At 74.7% G+C, this 20,859-nt stretch carries 17 protein-coding genes; 6 read left to right on the forward strand and 11 right to left on the reverse strand.

The window, feature by feature from the left end:
- Positions 1 to 24 precede the first annotated feature (24 nt).
- Complete coding sequence (locus DFJ69_RS08790; RefSeq protein WP_147312248.1) at positions 25 to 729, reverse strand: class II glutamine amidotransferase domain-containing protein; 705 nt, start codon at positions 727 to 729, stop codon at positions 25 to 27.
- A 328-nt stretch (positions 730 to 1,057) separates the two neighbouring features.
- On the opposite strand from DFJ69_RS08790, the gene DFJ69_RS08795 reads away from it, so the two are divergent.
- Together DFJ69_RS08795 and DFJ69_RS08800 are read left to right on the forward strand one after the other, a co-directional pair.
- On the forward strand, positions 1,058 to 2,059 hold the full coding sequence (locus DFJ69_RS08795) for a hypothetical protein (protein ID WP_116026503.1): 1,002 nt from the start codon (positions 1,058 to 1,060) through the stop codon (positions 2,057 to 2,059).
- Positions 2,060 to 2,116: 57 nt separating this feature from the next.
- A complete protein-coding gene (locus tag DFJ69_RS08800; RefSeq protein WP_245974181.1) occupies positions 2,117 to 4,093 on the forward strand; it encodes a hypothetical protein in 1,977 nt (658 codons plus the stop codon).
- Between the two features lie 110 nt (positions 4,094 to 4,203).
- Here the strand turns inward: DFJ69_RS08800 and thpR are convergent, their stop codons facing one another.
- The 5 genes from thpR to DFJ69_RS08825 form a co-directional block, all read right to left on the reverse strand.
- On the reverse strand, positions 4,204 to 4,782 hold the full coding sequence (thpR, locus tag DFJ69_RS08805) for an RNA 2',3'-cyclic phosphodiesterase (protein WP_116022023.1): 579 nt from the start codon (positions 4,780 to 4,782) through the stop codon (positions 4,204 to 4,206).
- A 72-nt stretch (positions 4,783 to 4,854) separates the two neighbouring features.
- The gene (locus tag DFJ69_RS08810; RefSeq protein ID WP_245974182.1) at positions 4,855 to 6,933 is read right to left on the reverse strand and encodes a TerD family protein; all 2,079 of its coding nucleotides are present in this window, start codon (positions 6,931 to 6,933) and stop codon (positions 4,855 to 4,857) included.
- Positions 6,934 to 7,035: 102 nt separating this feature from the next.
- Positions 7,036 to 7,605, reverse strand: a complete 570-nt coding sequence (locus tag DFJ69_RS08815) for a TerD family protein (RefSeq protein WP_116022024.1) — start codon at positions 7,603 to 7,605, stop codon at positions 7,036 to 7,038.
- A 126-nt stretch (positions 7,606 to 7,731) separates the two neighbouring features.
- Positions 7,732 to 9,015 carry an MFS transporter gene (locus tag DFJ69_RS08820; RefSeq protein WP_116022025.1) on the reverse strand — a complete coding sequence of 428 codons (1,284 nt, stop codon included), beginning with the start codon at positions 9,013 to 9,015 and terminating at the stop codon, positions 7,732 to 7,734.
- Between the two features lie 65 nt (positions 9,016 to 9,080).
- Positions 9,081 to 9,554, reverse strand: a complete 474-nt coding sequence (locus tag DFJ69_RS08825; RefSeq protein ID WP_211328557.1) for a MarR family winged helix-turn-helix transcriptional regulator — start codon at positions 9,552 to 9,554, stop codon at positions 9,081 to 9,083.
- 243 nt (positions 9,555 to 9,797) lie between these two features.
- Here DFJ69_RS08825 and DFJ69_RS08830 point away from each other — a divergent pair, with 243 nt between their 5' ends.
- Positions 9,798 to 10,055: a DUF2530 domain-containing protein gene (locus DFJ69_RS08830; protein WP_116022026.1), complete on the forward strand. Its 258-nt coding sequence runs from the start codon at positions 9,798 to 9,800 to the stop codon at positions 10,053 to 10,055.
- A gap of 18 nt (positions 10,056 to 10,073) precedes the next feature.
- On the opposite strand, the gene DFJ69_RS08835 is transcribed toward DFJ69_RS08830, so the two are convergent.
- Together DFJ69_RS08835 and DFJ69_RS08840 are read right to left on the reverse strand one after the other, a co-directional pair.
- Positions 10,074 to 13,154 (reverse strand): sacsin N-terminal ATP-binding-like domain-containing protein, encoded by a 3,081-nt coding sequence (locus DFJ69_RS08835; protein ID WP_116022027.1) that lies wholly within the window; start codon positions 13,152 to 13,154, stop codon positions 10,074 to 10,076.
- Positions 13,155 to 13,174: 20 nt separating this feature from the next.
- Positions 13,175 to 13,867 (reverse strand): DUF3027 domain-containing protein, encoded by a 693-nt coding sequence (locus DFJ69_RS08840; RefSeq protein ID WP_245974184.1) that lies wholly within the window; start codon positions 13,865 to 13,867, stop codon positions 13,175 to 13,177.
- Between the two features lie 258 nt (positions 13,868 to 14,125).
- Between DFJ69_RS08840 and DFJ69_RS08845 the strand changes: the two genes are divergently transcribed.
- On the forward strand, positions 14,126 to 15,589 hold the full coding sequence (locus DFJ69_RS08845) for an MFS transporter (protein ID WP_211328558.1): 1,464 nt from the start codon (positions 14,126 to 14,128) through the stop codon (positions 15,587 to 15,589).
- Positions 15,590 to 15,616: 27 nt separating this feature from the next.
- On the opposite strand, the gene DFJ69_RS36120 is transcribed toward DFJ69_RS08845, so the two are convergent.
- The 3 genes from DFJ69_RS36120 to DFJ69_RS08860 form a co-directional block, all read right to left on the reverse strand.
- Positions 15,617 to 16,012, reverse strand: coding sequence for a cold-shock protein (locus DFJ69_RS36120; protein WP_116022029.1), 396 nt, complete (start codon positions 16,010 to 16,012; stop codon positions 15,617 to 15,619).
- A 72-nt stretch (positions 16,013 to 16,084) separates the two neighbouring features.
- On the reverse strand, positions 16,085 to 16,777 hold the full coding sequence (locus tag DFJ69_RS08855; RefSeq protein ID WP_245974186.1) for an HAD family hydrolase: 693 nt from the start codon (positions 16,775 to 16,777) through the stop codon (positions 16,085 to 16,087).
- A gap of 250 nt (positions 16,778 to 17,027) precedes the next feature.
- Positions 17,028 to 17,516 carry a GNAT family N-acetyltransferase gene (locus DFJ69_RS08860; RefSeq protein ID WP_245974188.1) on the reverse strand — a complete coding sequence of 163 codons (489 nt, stop codon included), beginning with the start codon at positions 17,514 to 17,516 and terminating at the stop codon, positions 17,028 to 17,030.
- 198 nt (positions 17,517 to 17,714) lie between these two features.
- Here DFJ69_RS08860 and DFJ69_RS08865 point away from each other — a divergent pair, with 198 nt between their 5' ends.
- Both DFJ69_RS08865 and DFJ69_RS08870 read left to right on the forward strand, forming a co-directional pair.
- Positions 17,715 to 18,329 (forward strand): TetR/AcrR family transcriptional regulator, encoded by a 615-nt coding sequence (locus DFJ69_RS08865; RefSeq protein ID WP_116022031.1) that lies wholly within the window; start codon positions 17,715 to 17,717, stop codon positions 18,327 to 18,329.
- 49 nt (positions 18,330 to 18,378) lie between these two features.
- Positions 18,379 to 20,802, forward strand: a complete 2,424-nt coding sequence (locus DFJ69_RS08870) for a helicase-associated domain-containing protein (protein WP_116022032.1) — start codon at positions 18,379 to 18,381, stop codon at positions 20,800 to 20,802.
- Positions 20,803 to 20,859: the final 57 nt, after the last annotated feature.

The raw sequence follows: 20,859 nt of genomic DNA on the forward strand, positions 1-20,859 counted from the left end.
CTCGACGGCGCGGGCGGGCCCGTGTCAAAGGCCCGCCCGCAGCCGAGCGCGGCGAGGCCGGAAGCTCGTGCGCGCGGTGATCTGCGGCTCGGGGTCGCGGGTGATCTCCAGGTAGGTGCCCTCGCGCAGCATCACCGCCGACACCGGCCGCACCCGCGTGGCGCGGCGCACCTCGCGGAACCAGCGGGGGTCGGACGCCCAGTAGAGGTTGTGCTCGGCGTCCACCGCCACCACCAGGGGGCTCAGCGCCGCGCGGGCCAGCCGCACCCGGTCCGGGCGGGCCCGGTCGACCCAGACCAGCGCGCCCCGTCCGACCAGGGCCTCGAGCACCTCGGCGATCTCGGCGGGGGCGTGTCGTCCGGCCAGCGCGCGGAAGACGGCCTCGCCGTCGGCGCCGGGTTCGAAGCCCTCGCCGTGGATGCCGAGGAGTCCGTTCACCGCCAGCGGGCCGGCGTTCGCCGGCTCGTGCGCGGAGCCCTGGACGGCCCGGCGGGTGTGGCCCAGGGCCACCGGGGCGTGGTCCAGCAGCGGGAGCAGCTCGGGGCTCCAGACTCCGGAGAACGGGGCCCGCCCCTTGACGATCCGGCAGCCGTCCACGCTGAGATCGGGCACGTCCGAAGGCACCGGGGCGGGGTCGCGCACCGGCCGTCCGGTGAACAGGGCGACCCCGGAGGAGTCGTCGCCGCGTTCCCCGGCCAGCGTGCCGAGGACCACGAAGGCGTCCGACACGCGCTCACGGTGCTCCGCCGAAGGGGAGCGCAGCGATCCGAAGAGTCCGCCCATGTTCGATGAGATGCGGGACGGGCCCGTTCGGTTCACGGCACCCGAAGCCCGGCATCACCGGCCGCCGCATAAGCTGCTGGGGTGAACCGCCAGCCCCGATGGCTCCTCCCGACCGTTCTGATCCTCCTGGTCCTCGCCGTGATCATCGGCACGCTGCTCGGCTGACGGACCGCACGCGGGGTCATCCCCACGGGGCATCCCGATGCCCGCGGGCTCGTTCCGGCGGACGATGCCGAACGTCCCGGCCATCGGAAAGGATCAGAAGGTGAGGGGGATGAGGTCGCACACCCGGGTCCTGGCGGCGGCGTTGGCGGCGCTGCCCGTGCTCGCCTCGGCGGCACCGCGGGCGCACGCCGCCGCCGACGACGACGCCACACGGATGTTCGTCGTCGCCGACCCGCGGATCGGCGAGTCCAGCGGCCTGGCGGTGAGCAGACGGCACGCCGGCATCGTCTACACCCACAATGACTCCGGCGGCTCCCCGCGCGTCTTCGCGCTCGGCCCCGACGGGCGCACCCGGGCGACGTTCACGCTGAGCGGGGTCACCGCCCGTGACTGGGAGGGCATGGCGGTCGGCGTGGACGAGGGCGGGAGGCCCGCGCTGTACGTCGCCGACATCGGCGACAACCTCGGCGGCGCGTGGCCGTACGTCACCGTCTACCGGATCCCCGAGCCGTCCCGGCTGCGCGACCAGACGGTGCGGGCCACCGCGTTCCGGCTCAGGTACGAGGACGGGCCGCGCAACGCCGAGACCGTGATAATCAACCCCCGGACCAACCGGCTCTACGTGGCCAGCAAGCTGTTCTCCGGCGCGCTCTACGAGGCCCCCGCCAGGCTGCGGACCGGCCGGTCCAACATCCTGCGCAAGGTCGGGGACGCCCCGGCGCTGGCCACCGACGGGGCGTTCGCCCCCGACGGGCGGTCCCTGGTGATCCGCACGTACTTCTCCGCCCACGTGTACTCCTTCGACGACGGGGCGAAGGAGAAGACCGACTCGCTGCGCTCGTTCAAGCTGCCGGCGCAGGAGCAGGGCGAGTCGATCACCTACACGGCCGACGGCGCGGCGGTGCTGGCCGGTTCGGAGGGCTCCGGTCAGCCCGTGTGGCGCGTCCCGCTCCCCGAGAAGGCCCGGCCGGGCCGCACCGGCGAGCCCCGCGCGTCCGACGATCGCCCCGACGACGGCGATCCGGCCCGGGACCGCAACAACGTCGGGCTGGTCATCGCGGTGGGCCTCGCGCTGGCCCTCGGGTACGGCGTGTTGCGCCGCCGGGGCTGAGTGAGGAACCCGACCCGAAAGTCGGGGGCGGAGAGGTCGCCGCGCGTGTCAGGATCGGTGACTGTGCATCCTGAGCTGGTCGGCCAGTCCTGGACGGGATCCGGTGGGCGGCTGCGGCCGGTGGGGGCGGGGCCGTTCACGCTGGCGGCCCTCGCGGCGGCGCTGCTGCCGGTCCGCCCCGCCTGGCTGTGGGCGGCCCTGATCGCGCTCGCCGCCGCGGCGCCCTGGCTCATCGGCGCGCTGCGCCCGCGCCGCCCCGAGCCGCAGTGGCGGCTCTCGGAGGCCGGCCTGGAGCTCACCCGCCCCGACGGCGAGATCATCACCCGGTACGAGCGGGAGCGGATCGAGGAGCTGGCGGTGACGGCCGCCGACGGCCGGCTGACGGTCTTCCACAAGTTCGGCCGGACGTCGGTCGGCGAGCTCGCCCGGATGGGCTTCGAGCCGCTGGCGTTCTATGTGACCGCGCGGCGGCTGGGGCTGCCGATGCGGATCCTGGACGGCGACGCCGACGGGCCGCCCGACGGCTCGCTGATCCCCGACGACCTCTCCGGGCCCGACCATCCCGCCGAGCAGCGGCTGATGGCCCAGGAGGCCGAGCTGCTCGCCGCCGTCCACGAGCCGCGGATCCTGCCCGAGGAGCGCCGCGAGCCCGCCCGGCTGGCCGCGCCGCCGCCGTCGCCGGGCCGGGGGCGCGTCGCCGCCTTCGGGGCCCTGGTGGCGGCCCTGGGCGCGTTGATGATCGCCCGGATCGCGGTGTCCGACCCGGCCGGGCCGGACCCGGTGGCGCGGTTGGCGGCCGGCGGGTGGGCGCTGCCGGCGCTGCTGACCCTGTTCGCCACGCATCGCCGGCTGCTGGCCGAGCGTCCGGTCCGCTGGACGATCACGTCCGGTCGGATCGTGGTGCACGGCCGCCGCACCGGCCGGGGGCTGCGCGTGCACGCCGCCGACATCGCCGCCGTCGCCGTGGGCCCGGGTGTCCGGGTGGACCCGGTGACCGGCGAGCCGGGGCCGTGCCCGCTGGCGGTGCTGGCCTTCGATCACCGGATGGGGCTGCTGGCCCGGCTGCCCGCCCACGACCTGGAGGAGTTCCAGCTCGTCCACGCCCTGCACGAGCGCGGCTACCGGGTGATCACCCCGGGGGCGCGGGCGCCGCGCCCCTCGGCGTACGGGCTGGACGGGCTGCCGGACGTCTTCGCGCAGGTCCCCGGCGGGCGGCTGGTGGTGACCGACGACGGGCTCGGCTGGGCGGACGCGGGCGGCGACGTGGTGCTGCGGATGCCCCAGGACCGCCTCGGCGGCGTGGAGCTGCTGACGATCGCCGGGCAGGCGTGGCTGCGGCTGTACGACTCCGACGGCGACGAGTTCTTCGCCGCCCCGTTGTCCGCCCTTCGGATCTCCCGGACCGACCTGCGGGAGACCGCCCGCCGGGCCGGGCTGCCGGTCACCGACGCCGAGTACGACGCGTACCTGTCGGCCGCGTTCCACGGCGCCGTCGAGGCCATCAGCGCGCCCGCCACGGAGGCCGGCGACGACGGCCCGGATCCCGATCCGGCGGACGCTCCGGGGGTGCTGTTGGACGCCACGCGCCGTTCCCGGGTGGGCACGTACGCGTTGAGCGTGGCGCTGTGCGAGGTCGTCGCGGCGGTCGCGGCCCTGTGGTTGGGCGACTCTCTCGGCGGCCCGCTCCTGACGGCCGCGTGGGCGGCCCCTGCGGGCCTGCTGATCGGCCTGTTCGGCAACTGGGTGTACGACCGCAACCGCGATCAGCTCCGCGTCTCGCCCGCCGGCATCTCCGTGGTCACCCGTCGGGGGCGGGTCGCCTGGGACCTCGCCCGGGCCGCGGTCGGCGGTGTCGGCATCGACGACTCGGTCGAGCGCGTTCCGCGTCTGGTCGTCTGGAGCCCGGCGGGGCGTGTGCTGCGCCAGGTCTCCTTCCCGCCGGACCTGGACGAGCTCCGTCGTGCCTGTGAGCGGTTCGGCCTCCCGTGGGGGCCGCCCGACGCCGACCGGCCGGCCGCTCCGCCGGAGCTGTAGGCCCCTCAACCCTTGCCCGGTAGCAAAGCTGTGCAGGTTCTCTCAGCGCAGACTGAGCCGTTCCTGCCCGGGAGGTGGCTGCGCATCCACCGACGTGCCGGTGTGGCCCGTCAGGACTTGGCCGTGGAGCCCAGCGGCCAGGCGTACAGGCTCTCGTAGCGGAGGCCGGGTTGCTCCTTGCCGGGGAGGTGGCTGCGCACCAGGTGGACGGCGTCGGACGTCCAGGCCATGCCCGCGTAGGCCGACAGCTCCTCGACGAGGGGCCGCATGTCGGTGGGGCGGCGGCTGCGGGCCAGGGTCAGGTGGGGGCGGTAGCCCTTATACTCGCCCAGGGACGCGCCCGCGCGGCGGCCCGCCGCGTTGACGGAGGCGGCCATGCGGACCAGGATGCCGCGGTCGCCGTACACGCCCGTCCACAGCACCCGGGCGTGCGCGCCGCCGCTGGGGAACGACCCCGCCCCGGCGAACGACAGCTCGATCTTGGGATAGCGGGCGGCGGCACGTTCCAACCGGGGCAGCAGCCGGCTCTCGGCCCGCTCGTCGACCTCACCGAGGAAGGCGAGCGTGACGTGCATCAGGTCCCGACTGATCCACTTGAGATCCGGCCAGGCGGCCCGGTAGGGCACCAGCAGACGGTCGAGCTCGTCCAGGACGTTCGGCGGCGGCAGCAGTGCCACGAACAGCCTCATGGGCGGATCCGAAAGTCCACACGGTAAAGCATCCCAGCCGAAAGGCGGGCTGTCATGTGTCCGGCCGGTCCGTTATCCGAAGGAGGCGATCGCCCGGGCGTGCGCCCCGAGCACATGGGCGAACAGGCTGGGGGCCCGACCGCCGTCACCGGCGTCCGGCAGGACGTCCGGGGTCAGCGTCCAGTCGGTGCCCACCCAGGAGTCGGCGATCTCGCCCGACGCGGACGGCAGGTTGTTGCACGCCTGCCGGACCCGCAGCGACCGCACCGACTCGTTCGCCGGGGTGTCGGTCTCCACCAGCATCACCGGCACGCCGACCAGCGGCCCGTCCTCCACCAGCCGCAGCAGGTGGTGGGCGTCCTCGCCGTCCAGGGCGGCGCCCGCGTCCATGACCACCGTCAGTCGGACCGGGGGCCCGGGGGCCAGCCCGGCGGGCACCTCGGTCTCGTCGCCGCCGACACCGCGCAGGTCGACCAGGTCCAGCAGCCCGCGCAGCCGCTGACCGGCGGCCGGACCGGTGGCGACGCCGCCGCCCAGCAGCCCGTGCACGGCGGCGGGGTCGAAGCCGTTCAGCCAGCCCGCCCCTGACAGCCCGGAGGCGTCGATGACCTCCAGCCCCACCAGTCCGGGCGGAACGGCGGCCAGAAAGCGGGTGATCAGCGACCAGGCGTAGGCGGCCGAGTCGCCGGGCAGCGCGCCGCGCGAGATCCACACCCCGCGCCGCCACGGCACCCGCAGCACCAGCGGCACCCTCAGCCCCGGCAGTTCCTCCACCGACAGGCCGCCCAGCAGCACCCCGTCGGCGATGTCGGTACGCGGCTCCCAGGTCAGCCAGCCCGGCCCGTCGAACGCGGCCACCTCCGCGGTGACCTGCGCTTCGGCCGCGGACAGCTCGCCGATGAGCTGGGCGGCGTCGCCGTTCAGCCGGTCGGTGGCCGCCGCCATCAGCTCCTGATGCCGACCGCGCGGAGCCCGACCGGCGATCTCGTCGTTGCGAAGGTTCAGCGCGTGCTCGGTGGACGAACGGAACGCCGCGAGCGAACGACTGGCGTCCTCCCACACCAGCCAGCACCGCTCCACGTACCCGACCTCGGACCCCGACTGCCCCGCCGCCCCCCCGGGACCCCCAGAGGCCGCCCCAGAGGGCATCCCCGCACCACCGGGAACACCGGCACCGCCAGTCCCACTGGCACCGCCAGTGCCGCCAGCGCCGCTAGCCCCGAAAGCACCGCCTGGCACGCCAGCCCCACTGGACCCGCCGGGAAGGCCTGCGCCGCCGGTGCCGCTGGGGAAGCCGGTGCCGCCGGCCCCGCTCGGGATGCCGGTGCCGCTCGGGGCGTTCGGGATGGTCGGGAGGGTGGGGGCGCCGACCTCCGGGGGCGGGGGTGGGGGGGTGATCGGCTCGCCGGGGTCGTCGACCTCGATGCCGTGCGCGACCAGCAGTTCGGCCAGACCTCCCGCGTATCCCTGGCCGAGGGCGCGGACCTTCCACGCGTCGCCGCGGCGGTACACCTCCAGGCCCAGGATGGCCTTCTCCGGGCCCAGGTCCGTCACCGTGAACGAGGCCAGTGCGCCGCCGTTCTCGGCGGTGAGCTGGAGCCGCGGCGCGGGCACCGCGCCGAAGGACACCGGCCCGGTCAGGCTGACCACGATCAGCACCGCCTGCGCGTCGGCGGGCACCGCGTCCAGGTCCAGTTCGATGCGCTGCCCGCCGCCGGCCTGCGACCAGCGCACGCCGAACCCCTCGGGGGCGTTGAAGAACACGAGGTCGGCGTCCGACCGGGCGCGCAGGTCGGCGCCGACGGTCAGCGCGCTGACGTCGACCGGCACCGCGCAGGAGACGGTGGCGGCGACCCGGTGTTCGGAAAGGGGGGCGTTGGCCCCGCGCGGCAGTTCGGCCATCGTGGCGTGGGCTCCCGGGTCCGGAGGGTCGGGGACGGGTCGGGCGACCTGACCCGATTCGGGGGTCTGTGGTCGCCCCTGGACGGCGGGTGGGGCGACGATGACGGAACGGGGATCGCCCCACCCGTCGATGTCGGCGTCGCGTTCACCCCGAGGCCGGCGGGCCGGGCGGGCCGTCCGACCCACCGTCGCGGGGCCGGGGTCGACCTCGGGCCGGCGCACGACCACGGCGGAGGGGAGGCCCTCCAAGGCGAAGGAGCCGGGCCCGGCCCGCCTTACCGGGGACCCTCGGGCGAACGTGTCGCCCGACGGGCCTCCGGCGCGGGTCCGGGTGGTCCCGGCCGTCGTGGATCAGGCGTGGGTGGCGATCATGGGAAGCATGTCCTGGAAGGTCCGCCCCTGGGCGGGCTCGCCGATGGCGTTCATCTTCCAGCCGTCGTTGTGCCGGTAGAGCCTGGCCATGATCATCCCGGTGTGGCCGCCGCCCCCGGTGAGGGTGTAGCGCGCCATCTCGCCGTTGGTGGTCTCGTCGACCACGCGGCAGAAGGCGTTCTCCACCTCGTTGAAGGTCTGTCCGTTGAACGAGCTCACCGTGAAGACCAGCGAGGTGACGTGCACGGGGAGACGCCCCAGGTCCACGATCACCGACTCGTCGTCGCCGTCGCCGGCGCCGGTCAGGTTGTCGCCCGTGTGCCGGACCGAGCCGTCGTCGCTGACCAGCTTGCCGAAGTAGATCACGTCGGCCAGTCGCCCGTCCGCGAACAGCAGGCAGGAGGCGTCCAGGTCGACCTCGCGATCGCGCGACCCGAAGAAGCCCTTCTTCTTGACCGCGTCCCAGCCCAGGCCCATCCGGACCATGGTCAGCACACCGCCGGGCTTCTCCAGCGAGATCCGCTGGCCCTTCTGCAACGACACCGTCATTACCGTCGTCCCCTCGTTCGTCACGTTCGCCGTCCGGTACGTCGGCCGGGTGGCCCGGGCGAATCCGGGCACACCGGTCGAGGGCGGCCGGGCAGTCCAAAGACTGTCAGCCGGGCCGGGTCTCTGTCACCTTTTTCCGGCCATCCCCGCCCGTGCCGGACCCCGCCGGAGGGCGAACCCCCCGCGCCCGACCGGGAGCGAGTCCCGCAGGGCCGGACGCAGCGCGCCGCGCGGAGCCGCGAGGAGCGTCACGCCCAGCGCGGCCAGGGTCGCCACCACGCCACCGGCGACGATGCTGAGACGCGGCCCGAACTGCTCGGCCATCCATCCGACCAACGGGGCGCCCAGCGGGTTGGTTCCCAGGAAGACGAACATGTAGAGGCCCATCACCCGCCCCCGCATCTCCGGCGCGACGCTCAACTGCATGGTGGCGTTGGCCGCCGTGGTGAACGTCATCAGCGCGATGCCGGTGGGCACCAGCATCGCCAGGAACGACCAGTAGGTGGGCATCACCCCGGTCACGATCTCCAGCAGTCCGAACACCAGCGCCGCCGACAGCAGCAGCCGCATCCTGGGCCGGACCCGCCGCGCGGCCAGCAGCGCGCCGGTCAGCGCGCCCACCGCGAGCATGGTGGAGGCCAGACCGAACGAGGACGCCCCGCCGCCGAACACCTCCCGGGCCACCAACGCGGTCGTCAACTGGAAGTTCATGCCGAAGGTGGCCACGAAGAACACCAGCACCAGGATCAGCACGAGGTCACGCCGACCCCGTACATAACGCAGGCCCTCGCGGAGCTGCCCCTTGGCCCGCGGCACCAGTTCGGCGGGGTGCAGCTCGGCCGAGCGCATCGCCGCCAGCCCGAACATCACCGCGCCGAACGAGGCCGCGTTGATCAGGAACACCGGCCCCGTGCCGGCCACCGCGATCAGCAGCCCGGCCACCGCGGGGCCGAGCACCCGCGCGCCGTTGAAGGTGGCGCTGCCCAGCGCGATCGCGTTGGGCAGGTCCCGCCGGCCGACCATCTCCACGATGAACGTCTGGCGGGCCGGGTTGTCGAGCACGGTGGCCATCCCCAGCCCGAAGGCCAGTGCGTACACGTGCCAGACCTGGGCGGTGCCGGTGATCGCCAGCAGGCCGAGCACCAGCGCCAGCAGTCCCATCGTGGCCGCGGTGGCCATCAGGATCCGGCGCTTGGGGTAACGGTCGGCGAGCACCCCGCCCCACAGCCCGAACAGCAGCAGCGGCAGGAACTGCAGCCCGGTGGTGATGCCGAGCGCGACGCCGCTGCCGTGGGTCAGGTCGAGGACGAGCCAGTCCTGGGCGACCCGCTGCATCCAGGTCCCGGTGTTGGACACGACCTGCCCGATCGCGAACAGCCGGAAGTTCCGGACGCGCAGCGACCGGAACATCCCTCCGGTCGCGGGTTCCTCGGGTTCCTCCGGCTCGTCCTCGTCGCCCCGATCCCGGGCCCGGGTCAGGACTTGCTGAGCTTGTCCAGGATCGGGGCCGCCCGGCGCAGGATCGCCCGTTCCTCCGGGGTCAGCTCGCGCAGGCGTGTGGCCAGCCAGGCCTCCCTGCGACGCCGTTCCTCCCGGAGCAGCTCCACTCCGCGCGGGGTCACCCGGAGCACCGCCTGACGGCCGTCCGTCGGATGCGGGCTGCGCTCCAGCAGGCCCTGATCCTCCAGCGCCGCGATCACCCGGGTCATGGACGGGGGCTGCACCTTCTCGTGGTCGGAGAGCTCCCGCGGCGTCATCGTCCGGTGGCGCTCCACCGCCGCGAGCGCCGCGTGCTGGGACAGCGTGAGCCGTCCGTCCCCCGGCCGCGCCCCGGCGGAGCCTTCGGACGCGCTCACCGAGCGCAGCCTTCGCGACAGCCGGGCGATGGAGATGCGCAGATCCTCGGCCAGACCGGGGCGCGGCGCCGGACGGTCCGGTTGCTGTGGCATGATCATGATCATTAGCAGAAGTCATTACCTCGGCTAACGATCTGGAAGGCGCGCGTATTCCGCCGGATCGTTAGCCTCGCGTACGACCTTCCGCGTCCTCCCGCTCACCTCGTCCCGACCTGGGGCCCTCCATGCTCCCATCCGCGCCCTCGACGGCCGCGCCCCGGACATTCCCGGACACACCGCCCCCGCCGGGCCGGACGTGACGATCGGGCCGGTCCGGGACCTCGGTAGCCTGAGGTCATGACACGTCCACGGCGCCCGGATCCCCCACCGCTGCGGACCGACGACCGCAAGATCGCCGCAGCGGGCGTCCTGGCCTGGGCGGTCGCCCTGGCGATCCTCCTGGTCGTGGGCCTCCCCGAGGACCGCCGCTGGTGGCTGTGGGTCTGCGCCGTCGGCATCGCCATCGGCTCCTTCGGCTACTGGTACCTCCCCCGCCTCCACCGCGGCCGTTCCACCGCCCCGGACGAAACCGAGAAGGCCCTCCCCCCGACCTGACCAGGCCGAGGAGGGGTCTCAGGGCTCCAGGTCGCGTTCGGCCAAGGCGGTCGGCAGTGACTCCGGGGCGCGCAGGACCGACTCCAAAAGGAGGCGGTCCGGCCAGCGGCCCGAGGCCCAGGCCAGGGCTCGGGCCAGGCCGGCGGGGTCGGCGGCGTGGAGGGCTCCGGTGTCCTCGTCGTACCACCAGGACAGGGGGCGGCCGTCCACGATGAGGGATTCGTGCGCGGTGTAGTCGGGCGGGACGTCCGTTCCGGGGCCGAGCAGGTCGTGCACGATCTGCGGCACGGGGGTGACGGTCCCGGTGGACTCCACGTGGCCGGGGACCTCCTCGCTCGCCAGCGACAGGTCCAGGGCCTCGGCGAGGGTGACCGCGTGGTCGTACGCGGCGATCACCAGGGGCTGGTCGGCGAGCAGCGGCAGCAGGGCGGGAGAGTCCAGGACGAGGGCGTCCTCGGCGGGCACGACCTCCGGGACGCCGCCGACCAGCGCGCGGACCCGTTCCGGGGGCTCGGCGAGAGGCTCGCCGGTGGTGGCGGCGCGGTCGGCGAGGACCGTCCACAGGCGTCGCAGGAGCGGGCGCGGCACCGTTCGGGCGGGGTCGGCGAGGCGTTCGAGCAGCTCCTCGGCGCCGCCCGGCTCGGCGAGCAGGTCGGCGGCCGAACGCCGTACGCCCAACGCCCGCAGCATCACCGGGTCGAGGCCGGCGGGCACGACGTCGTACAGCCCGGCCAGTTCCTCGGCCTCGGCGGAGCGCAGGTCGGCGGGCCGGTGCCCGTCGAGCACCGGGTTGCGGCGCAGCCACCACGCCGTGTACGAGGGAACGGCCACGCGCCGTCCGTCGAACAGCATGACCTGCACCGGGTCGACCACCGCCGCCCGCAGCGGCGGGTCGGCGAGCAGCGGCAGCGCGGCGTCCCAGTCGTCGACCAGTTCGAGATCGCGGACGGCCGTCAGCTCCGGGATCTGCGGCGGCAGCTCCTGTGGGCCGAGCCGGGCCAGCACGTCGCGGGCCCAGGCGTCCTCGTCGTCGAGATCGAGGAACGGGTCGTCGGCCAGCGTCTCCAGGCCGACGTCCTCCTCCCGCACGAGCGCGAAGCCGCGCAGCACCCCGGCGGCCTCCAGCGGCGCCTCGCCCCAGCGCTCGACCAGCTCGGCGGCCACGACCCCGAACGGAGCGTCCGCGGCCATGATCTCCCGCAGCGGGCTCCCCGGGAACAGCAGCTCACCGGCCGCGTACAGGTCGCCGTCCGCGCCCGGCAGCGCCAGCTCCGCCAGCCACGGCTCGTCCCCCGGGTCCGTCCCGGCCGCCGCGACCAGCCCGAGCACCGCGTCGGCCACCGGTTCCGGGTCGTCGACGTCGAACGAGCCCGCGGCCGCCGCCCGTACCGCCGGGTCGGCGAGCACCGCGCGCGGCCCCGCCTCGACCGCGCCCAGCCGCATCAGCAGCGGATGGACGGCCCCCGGATGAACGAACCGCAGCCCGAGGACCGTCAACGACTCCGGATCGACCCCTTCGGCGGCGATCAGCAGGCCGCGCGGGCCCCGTACCGTGCGGCCGTCGGCCAGCGGCACCGGCAGCGCCCCCAGCGAGTCGGTGCCGGTGACCGAGCCCGCCAGCGCGGCGTACAGCCGACGCCACCAGGCGGGCTCGCGGTCGAGCCCGCCGAGCAGGTCGATCACGTCGGCCGGCGGAAGCCGCCGAACGCCCAGCGCGGCCAACGCCGAATGAGTCGCGGGCCAGTCCGCGGGCAGCAGCCCGGTCAGCACCTCGCCGAGCAGGTCCAACAGCTCGGCGGACCCGTCCACGGCGACCGTGTCGCGGCCCCGCGCGCGGATCTCCTCACCGGGCGGGCCCACGGGCAGCAGCGGGGTCTCCGGAAGCCGTTCCAGGATCGCCCGCCGCAACCGCGCGTCCAGCTCCCCCGCCGGCAGCCCTCCGGGCACCATCCCCAGCAGCGCCGGGGTGGCGGGCAGCTCGCGCAGCAGCCGCACGTACGCCTCGGCCGCCCGTTCGATCATGAAGTCGGTCAACGGCCCCGGCGCGACGTGCCGCCGGTCGGGCGCCAGCGGGAACGAGGCGATCAGCAGGGCCGGAACGTCCAGCCGCTCCCCGCTGGGGGTCGGCGCGTACAGCACCGCCTCCGCGCCGCCGTGCCCCGGCGCGTCCTCGGGTACGGCCCAACGCACGTGCCAGGCGGGTCGGGCGCGCTCCTCGGTGGGCCGATCGGCCAGCAGCGCCGGGTCGAGCGTCCCCTCCTCGGCGACCGTACGCCACGGGACCCCGTCGATCACCACGACGCCGTCGGGCCGATGCTCGGCGATGATCGCCCGAGGCTCCCCGTCGACCTCGATCTCCACCGTGTGCAGGCCCGGCAGCGCCAACATCAGCGCCGGCCCCACCTCCGCGAGCTGCCGCCGCACGCTCGCCTCCGCCTCGGCATCCCGCAACGGCAGCCGCACCAGCGTGTCGAACCCGGGCTCGTGCCCACCCCCCGCGACCGCGAACGGCAACCGCAGCACCGGCACCTGCCCGCCCCGCCGCGCCAACTCCTCGGCCAACTCGGGAATCGCGCCCACCGTTTCCCGGGTACGCGCCGCCGACCACCCCACCCCGCCCAACCCCTCGAACGGCCCACCCGGCGCGGACGGCTCGGCGGAAGTGGAGAAGATCGCGGGTTCGTCGCTGACCGCGACGACGGCGGCGAAGCCGACGCCGAAGCGCCCGACGGATGTGGGCTCGTCCCGTTTGGCCGAGGCGCGCAGCGTGGAGAGGGCCTCGACTCCGGCGGTGTCCAGGGGGGCGCCCGTGTTGGCGGCCGTCAGGACGCCTTCGGCGAGGCGGAAGCGGATCCGGCCGGGCGCGCCGCCCCCGCGCAGGGCGGCGTCGGCGGCGTTCTGGGCCAGCTCGATGATCACCCGGTCGCGGTAGCCGCCGAGGGCGTGGTCCTCCTCGGTGTTGGCGTCCTCGCGGAAGCGCGCGGGTGAGGCCGTCCAGGCGGCCAGCACCCGGTCCCGTACCGCCCTGGTGCGGTACGGGTCCGGGATGTCGCGTCCGGCGGGCGCGAGTCGTTCGGCGGGTTCGGCGGGTTCGGTCATCACCAGGCCATCATCGCCGGTCAGCTATGGCCGAGCGCCTCTTCGTCGGCCAACGACGACACGGGCATCAGGTCGTACCCCAGTTCGTCCACGATCGGCGGCGGCACCTCCGCGCCCGCCGGCACCATGACGGCCTCGGAATGGGCGCCGCAGCCGTGGTCGGCGGAGACCACCCGGCCGTCGTCGGGTGCGTACTCGTTGGCGCACACCCCGAACAACTGCCGCATCCCGCCCGCCAACATCAGATAGAAGCCGCAGGTCGCGCACTGGGCGGGGGCGGAGGCGGCGATCGGCGTGCGCGGGCCGGCCGTCCCCTCGTACCAGCGGGCGGCCACCTCGTCGCGGCCGTCCGCCGACAGCACCCGCGCCCGGCCGAGCCCGGGCTCCCAATCGGCCTGCCGCTCGGCGTCGTCGCCGGTCTGGGTGTAGCCCGGCGCCAGCCGCACGTCGTCGGCCGCGGTCGGCAGCAGGTCGCCGGGACCGAGGTCGCCGGGGCGCAGCCGCTGGATCCACGGCACCCACGGCGGCGGCATCAACGCGTCCTCACCGGGCACCAGGACGCACTCACTCACCGTGACCGCCTTGGCGCGGGAGGCCCGCGCCACCGTGACCGCCCAGCGCCAGCCCTTGTAGGCCGGATCCAGGCAGGCGAAAAAGTGGGTGAGGACCCGGTCGGCCTCCGGCTGCATCCCCAGATGGTCGCCGACGGGCACCGGACGGGCGGTTTCCTGCGCGGCCGCACGGGCAAGATCTACGGCGTCCGCGCAGGCTGTATCGACGGCGGGGGTGCGTGTCCGGCGCTGAGGTTGCGCACCGGGCACCGCGGTCTTCGGCTGACGCAGTGGGCTCACCCCTTGATTCTCCCCCATCCACCGGTATGGACGGGCACGCTGGAGGGTCGATCCCGGTGAACGAGGGCGCGGCGAAACGAGTGGGATAAGCATCGCCTCGATCAGGGGAGACTAGACGCCATGGGGTTCCGGTCGCGCCTGGGGGGTGCCGCGCGGGCCGCCGGGTCCGGTGTGCGCCGGGCCGGCGGCGCGGTTCGGCGGGCCACCCACGCCCACGGCGCCGACCGCAGCGGCCTCGGCAAGCTGATCGAGGCGGCCGGCATCAACAGCGCCGGCGACGCCCTGGTGGCGGTCGCGCTGGCCGGGACGCTGTTCTTCGGCCTGGACGTCAACGAGGCGCGCGGCCAGGTGGCCCTTTACCTGCTGGTCACGATGGCGCCGTTCGCGCTGGTGGCCCCGCTGATCGGGCCCGTCCTCGACCGGATGCGGCACGCCCGCCGGTACGCGATCGCGGGGACGATGCTGGCCCGCGGGCTGCTGTGCTGGGGAATGGCGGGCGCGGTCACGCACGGTGACCAGGTGACGCTGCTCCCGGCGGCGTTCGGGGTGCTGGTGCTGTCGAAGGCGTTCGGGGTGCTGCGCAGCGCGGTCACCCCTCGGGTGCTGCCCGATCAGATCACCCTGGTGACGGCGAACGCGCGGGCGTCCTTCGCCGGGCTCATCGCGGCCTCGGTGGCGGCGGCGGTCGGGGCGGGGATCGCGGTCCTCGCGGGGCCGGCGTGGCTGCTGCGCGCGGCCGTGCTGGTCTTCGTCCTCGGCGCGGTGGCGGCCCTGCGGCTGCCCGGTCATGTGGACGTGCCCGAGCCCTTCGCCGACCCGGTCGCCGGCGGGCCCGTCCTCGAATCGGACGGCGGTTCCCCGGGCCTCGAATCCGCCCGAGACGTCGAGGACGCCGGGCGTGTCCCGGGGGCCGGGGCCGTCCCCGGCGAGGGGCGGCGCTGGCGGACCCTGCCGCGGGTGGGCCCCGTGGTCGCCGAGGCGATGCAGGCGAACGCGGCGCTGCGGGCGTTCACCGGCTTCCTGATCCTCTATCTGGCGTTCCTGCTGCGGGAGCGTCGTTTCGAGCCGGTGTCCCACACGGTGGCGCTGGGTCTCCTGGCGGCGTTCGCGGGCGCGGGCGGGCTGGCCGGGACGGGGCTCGGCGCCTGGATGAAGGCCCGCGCCCCGCATCTGATCATCTTCTCCACGCTGGGGTTCGCCACCGCCGTGGCCGCCGTCGGGGCGGCGTTCTTCGGCCTGTGGGCGGCCCTGGCGGTGGCCTTCGTCGGCGGCTTCGGCCAGTCGCTGGGCAAGCTCTCGATGGACGCGGTGGTCCAGCAGGAGATCGGCGAGGAGGTCCGCTCGTCCACGTTCGCCGTCTCCGAGACCCTGCACCAGTTGGTCTGGGTGGCCGGGGGGCTGGCCGGGCTCGGCATGTCGATCGTCGCCGACGGCCGCGTGGCGATGGCCGGGGTGGCCACCGCCCTGGGTCTGTCCCTCGCCGCGCTCCTGGCCCGGCGGGGTCGCCGGGCCCGCCGCGCCGGCCGCCGCAGTCGCGCGGCCCTGCACAAGCGCCCGCCGGAACCCCACCACGAACCCGTCTGACCGCCCGATCGGCGGGCGGCCCGAGGGTCAGTCGTGGAGGTCGTCGGCGACCGCGCGGAGCACGGTGGCGATCTTCTTCGCCTCGTTGGGGGCGGGGTGCTTGCCCCGGCGGTAGGTGTTGGAGATGCCGTCGAGCAGTTTGATCAGGTCCTCGACGATCAGCACCATCTCGTCCGGCTTCTTGCGCCGGGCCTTGGCCACCGACTTCTCCACCGACGGAAGGGTCTCCAGGGTCCGAACCGACAGCGCCTGCTGCCCCCGGCGGCCCTCGACCACGCCGAACTCCACCCGCTGCCCCGCCTTCAGCGACGTCACGCCGCCGGGCAGGGCGGAGGAATGGACGAAGACCTCACCGCCGTCGTCCCGGGTGAGGAAGCCGAATCCCTTGTCGGTGTCGTACCACTTGACCTTGCCAGTGGGCACAGGTGACCTCATCCAGCTCTCGATACGAATTGGGCTTAAGGGTAGTGCCTCGTCCGCAAACGGGTGAACCTGTTATGCCATGGCCCGCGGCCGCACGCCATCGGGGCCCGGTGGGTACGGGTTCAGCCCGCCGGAAGGCCGCAGGGCGAACCAGTCGGGGAACGCCACCAGGTCGGGCAGCACCACGTCGGCGCCGTAGGCCCGCAGCGCCTCGGCGTCGAACGGGCCGGTGGCGACCCCGACGCTGTGCGCCTCGGCGGCGCGGGCGGCGTCCACGTCGGCGGTGTGGTCGCCGACGTACACGCTCACCCCGTGCTCCCGCAGCGCGACCCCCTTGGCGGCGGCGAACAGCCCGCCGACCACCTCGTCCACCGGCAGCCCGAGGAACTCGACCGTCGCCCGGGCATGGCGCTCGTTCTTGGCCGAGACCACGACCGTACGGCCGCCCAGGGCCCGCACGGCCTCGATCGCCGCCGACGCCCCGGGCATGGCCTCGCTGGCGGGGACGGCGATGCCGCCGTACATGGCGCGGTAGCGGGCGGCCATGGCGTCGACCTCGGAGGCGGGGAACCAGTACGACAGCTCGTGCTCCAAAGGCGGGCCCAGCCTGCCCAGCACGGTGGGGATGTCGATGGAGACCCCGGTCTCGGCGACCAGCGCCTCGAAGCACGCGCCGATGCCCCGGCGGGTGTCGGCCAGCGTCAGGTCGAGGTCGAAGCCCACGGCGAGACCGCCTGGCCCGCGAGGAAGGTCGGGAGGGAGCACGGACCCAGGGTATGTCGACGTCCGGGCGTGCAAGAGCCCGCGTCCCCCCGGTAGTGGCGATGCGACGGGATCCGAGTAGGAGGACGCGGGGGCCCTGCGCGAAACGGGCATCGGTCAGGACGGGGAATTCCGCCTGCCCGAAACCGTGGTTTCGTACTCGCCCTATACCCGCTCCGTCACCCGCCAACCACCCCAATCATCCCGGACCGACCCCGATCCGAAACCCCCGCCGGACGGCGGACGCGGAGGATCAGGTGATGCTCCACCCGTCCCAGGCGATGTCCTCGCCGGGGAAGCGCACCTTCTTGAACGGCCAGGTCACCGTGGTCCACTCGCGGACGAACTCGCCCAGGTCCCGTTCCAGGCCGGTGCCCTGCTCGTCGGCCCGCACCCAGAAGACCACCGCGGCGTCCACGTCCGCGTCGGGCGCCGGCGGCGGGGGCAGGATGTGGACGCGCCCCAACAGCCGTTCCTCGTCCGAGGTCAGCACGGCGAACGTGAACGACCGCCGCAACTGCCCCTCCTTCTGCAGCCAGCCGAGGTCCACCAGCGCCTGCTCGAAGCTCAGGTCGGGCCGCGGCCACCCCCAGCAGCCGCCGAAGCGCTCCCACAGCGGCCCGCGGCTGCTCATCACCGCGTCGTAGTCCTTGACGACGTCGTGCACCGTGATCGGGCGGATCCGGAACCGCTGCCCGGCGACCAAAGTGGGCACGACGAAGTCGTCGGGGAGGAAGGCCACCTCGACCCCTTCCGTTGACGTTCCTGAAACGGGTCCCGGCACGACACCCGCTCGTGCGGCCGCCACGCCGCGGCGTGCTCCCGCAGCCTAGTGGTCCGGGCAAAGGGGCGGGTGCGATCACCTTTTCGGGCGTGCCGTAGCGGCCGACGCGCGCGACGCCCGCATCGATGCCCTACTGTTCTGGCGGAGGGGACGAACATGACGACAACCACGCGCGAGCGGATCGTGGCCGAAGCGCTCCGGCTGTTCGCCGACCGCGGCTACGCGGCCACCTCGGTCGCCGAGATCGAGGCCGCCGCCGGGCTGTCGCCGGGCGCGGGCGGCCTCTACCGGCACTTCCGGTCCAAGGAGGAGGTCCTCGGCGCGGCGGTGCGCGAGCACATCACCCGCACCCGGGAGCAGATCGTCCAGGTCCTCGAGCTCGTCCCCCATTTCCAGGACCGCCCGCTCGAGACGCGGCTGCGGATGGCCTGCAAGGCGGGGCTGGCCAAGATGCGCGAGGAGCAGGACCTGGTGCGCGTGCTGTTCCGCGACCTCGACCAGTTCCCCGGCCTGATCACCGAGATGCGCGAGGGTATCGTCAACCCCCTCTACGACAGCATCGCCACCTGGCTCTCCCGCCAGCCCGAGTACGCCGGGGCCGACGAGGACTGGCAGGCGATCGCCTCGGTCCTCGGCGGCGCGGTGGTCAACTACTGGCTCGCCAACGAGTCCCTCTACGAGGCCCCCGCCCGCATCGACGAGGCCCGTTTCGTCAACGGCTGGGCCCGTCTGGGCCTCGGCCTGGTCACCACCGAACGCAGCCCCGCCTGACACGCTCCGACGGTCCGGGCGCTGCGGGCCCCGCATTACCGTTGGAGGGATGGACAGCTACGCGGACTGGCTACGCGCCCGAGACGACGAGGCGCTGCGCACCCTGCTGTCCGCACGGCCCGAACTGATCGCCCCCGTCCCCGCCGACCTGACCGCCCTCGGGGCCCGCGCGGCGACCCCGTCGGCCGTCTCCCGCGCCCTGGACCGCCTCGACCGCTTCACCCTGGCGGTCCTGGAGACCCTGCTGGTCCTCCCCCAACCGGTCCCGTACGAGGACGTCGTCCACGCCCTGACCAAGAGCACCGACGCGGACGCCGACGACGTTCAGGCCGCCGTCACCCGGCTCCGCGACCAGGGCCTCGTCTGGGACGACGGGCCGACCGACCCGGGCCCGCCCCGGCGAGACCGGCTGCGGACCGCGCCCGGCCTTCGACAGGGGCTGCCGCAGCCGGCCGGGTTGGGGCCGCCCGCCGCCGAGGTGTTCGCGGGATACTCCACCGAGCGGCTGACCGCGCTGGTCACCGATCTGGAGGGGCACGAGCCCCGGGGGTTCCCCGACACCGCGCACCTGGTGGAGCGGTTGGCCGCGCGGCTCGCCGAGCCCGCCGCGCTGATCGACGACGCAGGGCCGCAGGCGCGCGACGCCCTGGAGCAGCTCGCCTGGGGTCCGCCGGTCGGGCGCGTCGCCGAGGCCCGACGCGCCGTCCGCACCGCCACGGCCGAGACGCCCATCGACCGGCTGCTGGCCCGTGGGCTGCTGGCCGCCACCGACGACCGGACGGTCACGCTCCCCCGCGAAGTGGCCCTCCACCTGCGCGGCGGGCTGCTCTTCCGAGACGTCACCGCGCGCCCGCCCATGGCCGACGTCCCGTCGGCCCGCAGTCCGGAGCTGGTGATCCGCACCGCGGCCGGCCAGGCGTTCACCACCGTGCGCCTCGTCGAGGAGCTGCTCGAACGCTGGGGCGTGCAGCCCCCGTCGGCCCTGCGCAGCGGCGGCCTCGGCGTGCGCGACCTGCGCGCCGCCGCCGTCCTGCTGGACGTCGAGGAATGGCGGGCGGCGCTGTTGGCCGAGACCGCGTACGCCGCCGGGCTGCTGGCACGTTCCGGCGAACGGGGCGTGGACGGCGATTGGCTGCCCACCAGGGCGTACGACCTGTGGAGGCTGCGCGAGACCGCCGACCGCTGGACGGAGCTGGCGGCGGCGTGGCTGGACACCGACCGGGTGGCGGGCCTGGCGGGCGACCGCGACGAACGCGACCGGGTGATCAACGCGCTGGGCGACGAGCCGGTGCGGGGCGGCGCCCCGCAGATCCGTCGGGCGGCGCTGCGCGCGCTCGGCGAGTCCGGCGGCGCGATGGACGCCGACCTGGTCCGCGCCCGCCTCGCCTGGGAGCAGCCGCGCCGCCGGGGCGTGCTCCGCGACCGGCTCGTCGGCTGGACGCTCCGGGAGGCCGAGACGCTGGGCCTCACCGGGTTCGGGGTGCTCGCCCCGTACGCCGCCGCCCTGCTGGACGGCCGGGGCGCCGTCGGGCTGGCCGCGCACCTGCCGAAGCCGGTCGACACGGTGCTCATCCAGGCCGACCTGACCGCGGTGGCCCCCGGCCCGCTGGTCCCCGAGCTGGCGCGCGAACTGGCGCTGGCCGCCGACGTGGAGTCCACCGGCGGCGCGACCGTCTACCGGTTCACCCCCGCGTCCGTCCGCCGCGCGCTCGACGCCGGCCGTTCCGCCGCCGACCTGTCCGACCTGCTGACCCGGCATTCCGCGACGCCTCTGCCGCAGCCCCTGACGTACCTGATCGAGGACGTGGCGCGGCGGCACGGACACCTGCGGGTCGGCACCATGACCTCCTACGTGCGCACCGACGACCCGGCGGTGCTCGACGAGGTGCTCGCCGACCGGCGGGCGCAGTCGCTGCCGCTGCAACGGCTCGCGCCCACCGTGCTGGCGTCCCGGCTCACCCGCGCCGAGCTGCTCGAGGCGCTGCGCGGGCTCGGGCTGGCCCCGGTCGCCGAGTCCGCCGAGGGCGGCGTGGTGATCACCCGCCCGGACGCGCACCGGGCCGAGGTCCCCCCGGGCGCCCGCGCCGAACCCGCCCGGACGTTCACCGAGGACGGCCGGGACCCGACGATGATCGCCGCCGCCGTCCGGGCGCTGCGGGCGGGCGACGAGGCCTCCCGACACGGCGCCGAGCTGGCCCGCACCCGCCCCGGCCTCCCGCCGGGCGAGCCGCCCCGCTCGGCCTCGATGGCGACCGTCGAGGAACTGCGGCGCGCCGTGGAACGCGGCGCGCGGGTGTGGATCGGCTATCTCGACCAGCAGGGCCAGGCCTCCAGCCGCATCGTCGAGCCGGTACGCGTCGAGGGCGGATTCCTCACCGGATACGACGCGACCAGGGCCGCCATGCGGCGCTTCACCCTGCACCGCATCACCGGGGTCGCCGAGGTCGACGACGGCGATCGGGAAGACGACTGAAGAGCACGCCGCAACGGCTCCGGCCGGACCATGCCCTTTCGTGATTGATTCGTCGCT

Origin of the sequence: Thermomonospora umbrina, assembly GCF_003386555.1 — a bacterium.
Classification (GTDB): Bacteria; Actinomycetota; Actinomycetes; order Streptosporangiales; family Streptosporangiaceae; genus Thermomonospora; species Thermomonospora umbrina.

Bases quoted from the DNA above. Each gene is read 5' to 3' on its own strand.
- DFJ69_RS08795 (WP_116026503.1), top strand. From the start codon at position 1,058: ATGAGGTCGCACACCCGGGTCCTGGCGGCGGCGTTGGCGGCGCTGCCC.
- thpR (WP_116022023.1), bottom strand. From the start codon at position 4,782: ATGAGGCTGTTCGTGGCACTGCTGCCGCCGCCGAACGTCCTGGACGAG.
- DFJ69_RS08815 (WP_116022024.1), bottom strand. From the start codon at position 7,605: ATGACGGTGTCGTTGCAGAAGGGCCAGCGGATCTCGCTGGAGAAGCCC.
- DFJ69_RS08820 (WP_116022025.1), bottom strand. From the start codon at position 9,015: ATGTTCCGGTCGCTGCGCGTCCGGAACTTCCGGCTGTTCGCGATCGGG.
- DFJ69_RS08825 (WP_211328557.1), bottom strand. From the start codon at position 9,554: ATGCCACAGCAACCGGACCGTCCGGCGCCGCGCCCCGGTCTGGCCGAG.
- DFJ69_RS08830 (WP_116022026.1), top strand. From the start codon at position 9,798: ATGACACGTCCACGGCGCCCGGATCCCCCACCGCTGCGGACCGACGAC.
- DFJ69_RS08835 (WP_116022027.1), bottom strand. From the start codon at position 13,154: ATGACCGAACCCGCCGAACCCGCCGAACGACTCGCGCCCGCCGGACGC.
- DFJ69_RS08845 (WP_211328558.1), top strand. From the start codon at position 14,126: ATGGGGTTCCGGTCGCGCCTGGGGGGTGCCGCGCGGGCCGCCGGGTCC.
- DFJ69_RS08865 (WP_116022031.1), top strand. From the start codon at position 17,715: ATGACGACAACCACGCGCGAGCGGATCGTGGCCGAAGCGCTCCGGCTG.
- DFJ69_RS08870 (WP_116022032.1), top strand. From the start codon at position 18,379: ATGGACAGCTACGCGGACTGGCTACGCGCCCGAGACGACGAGGCGCTG.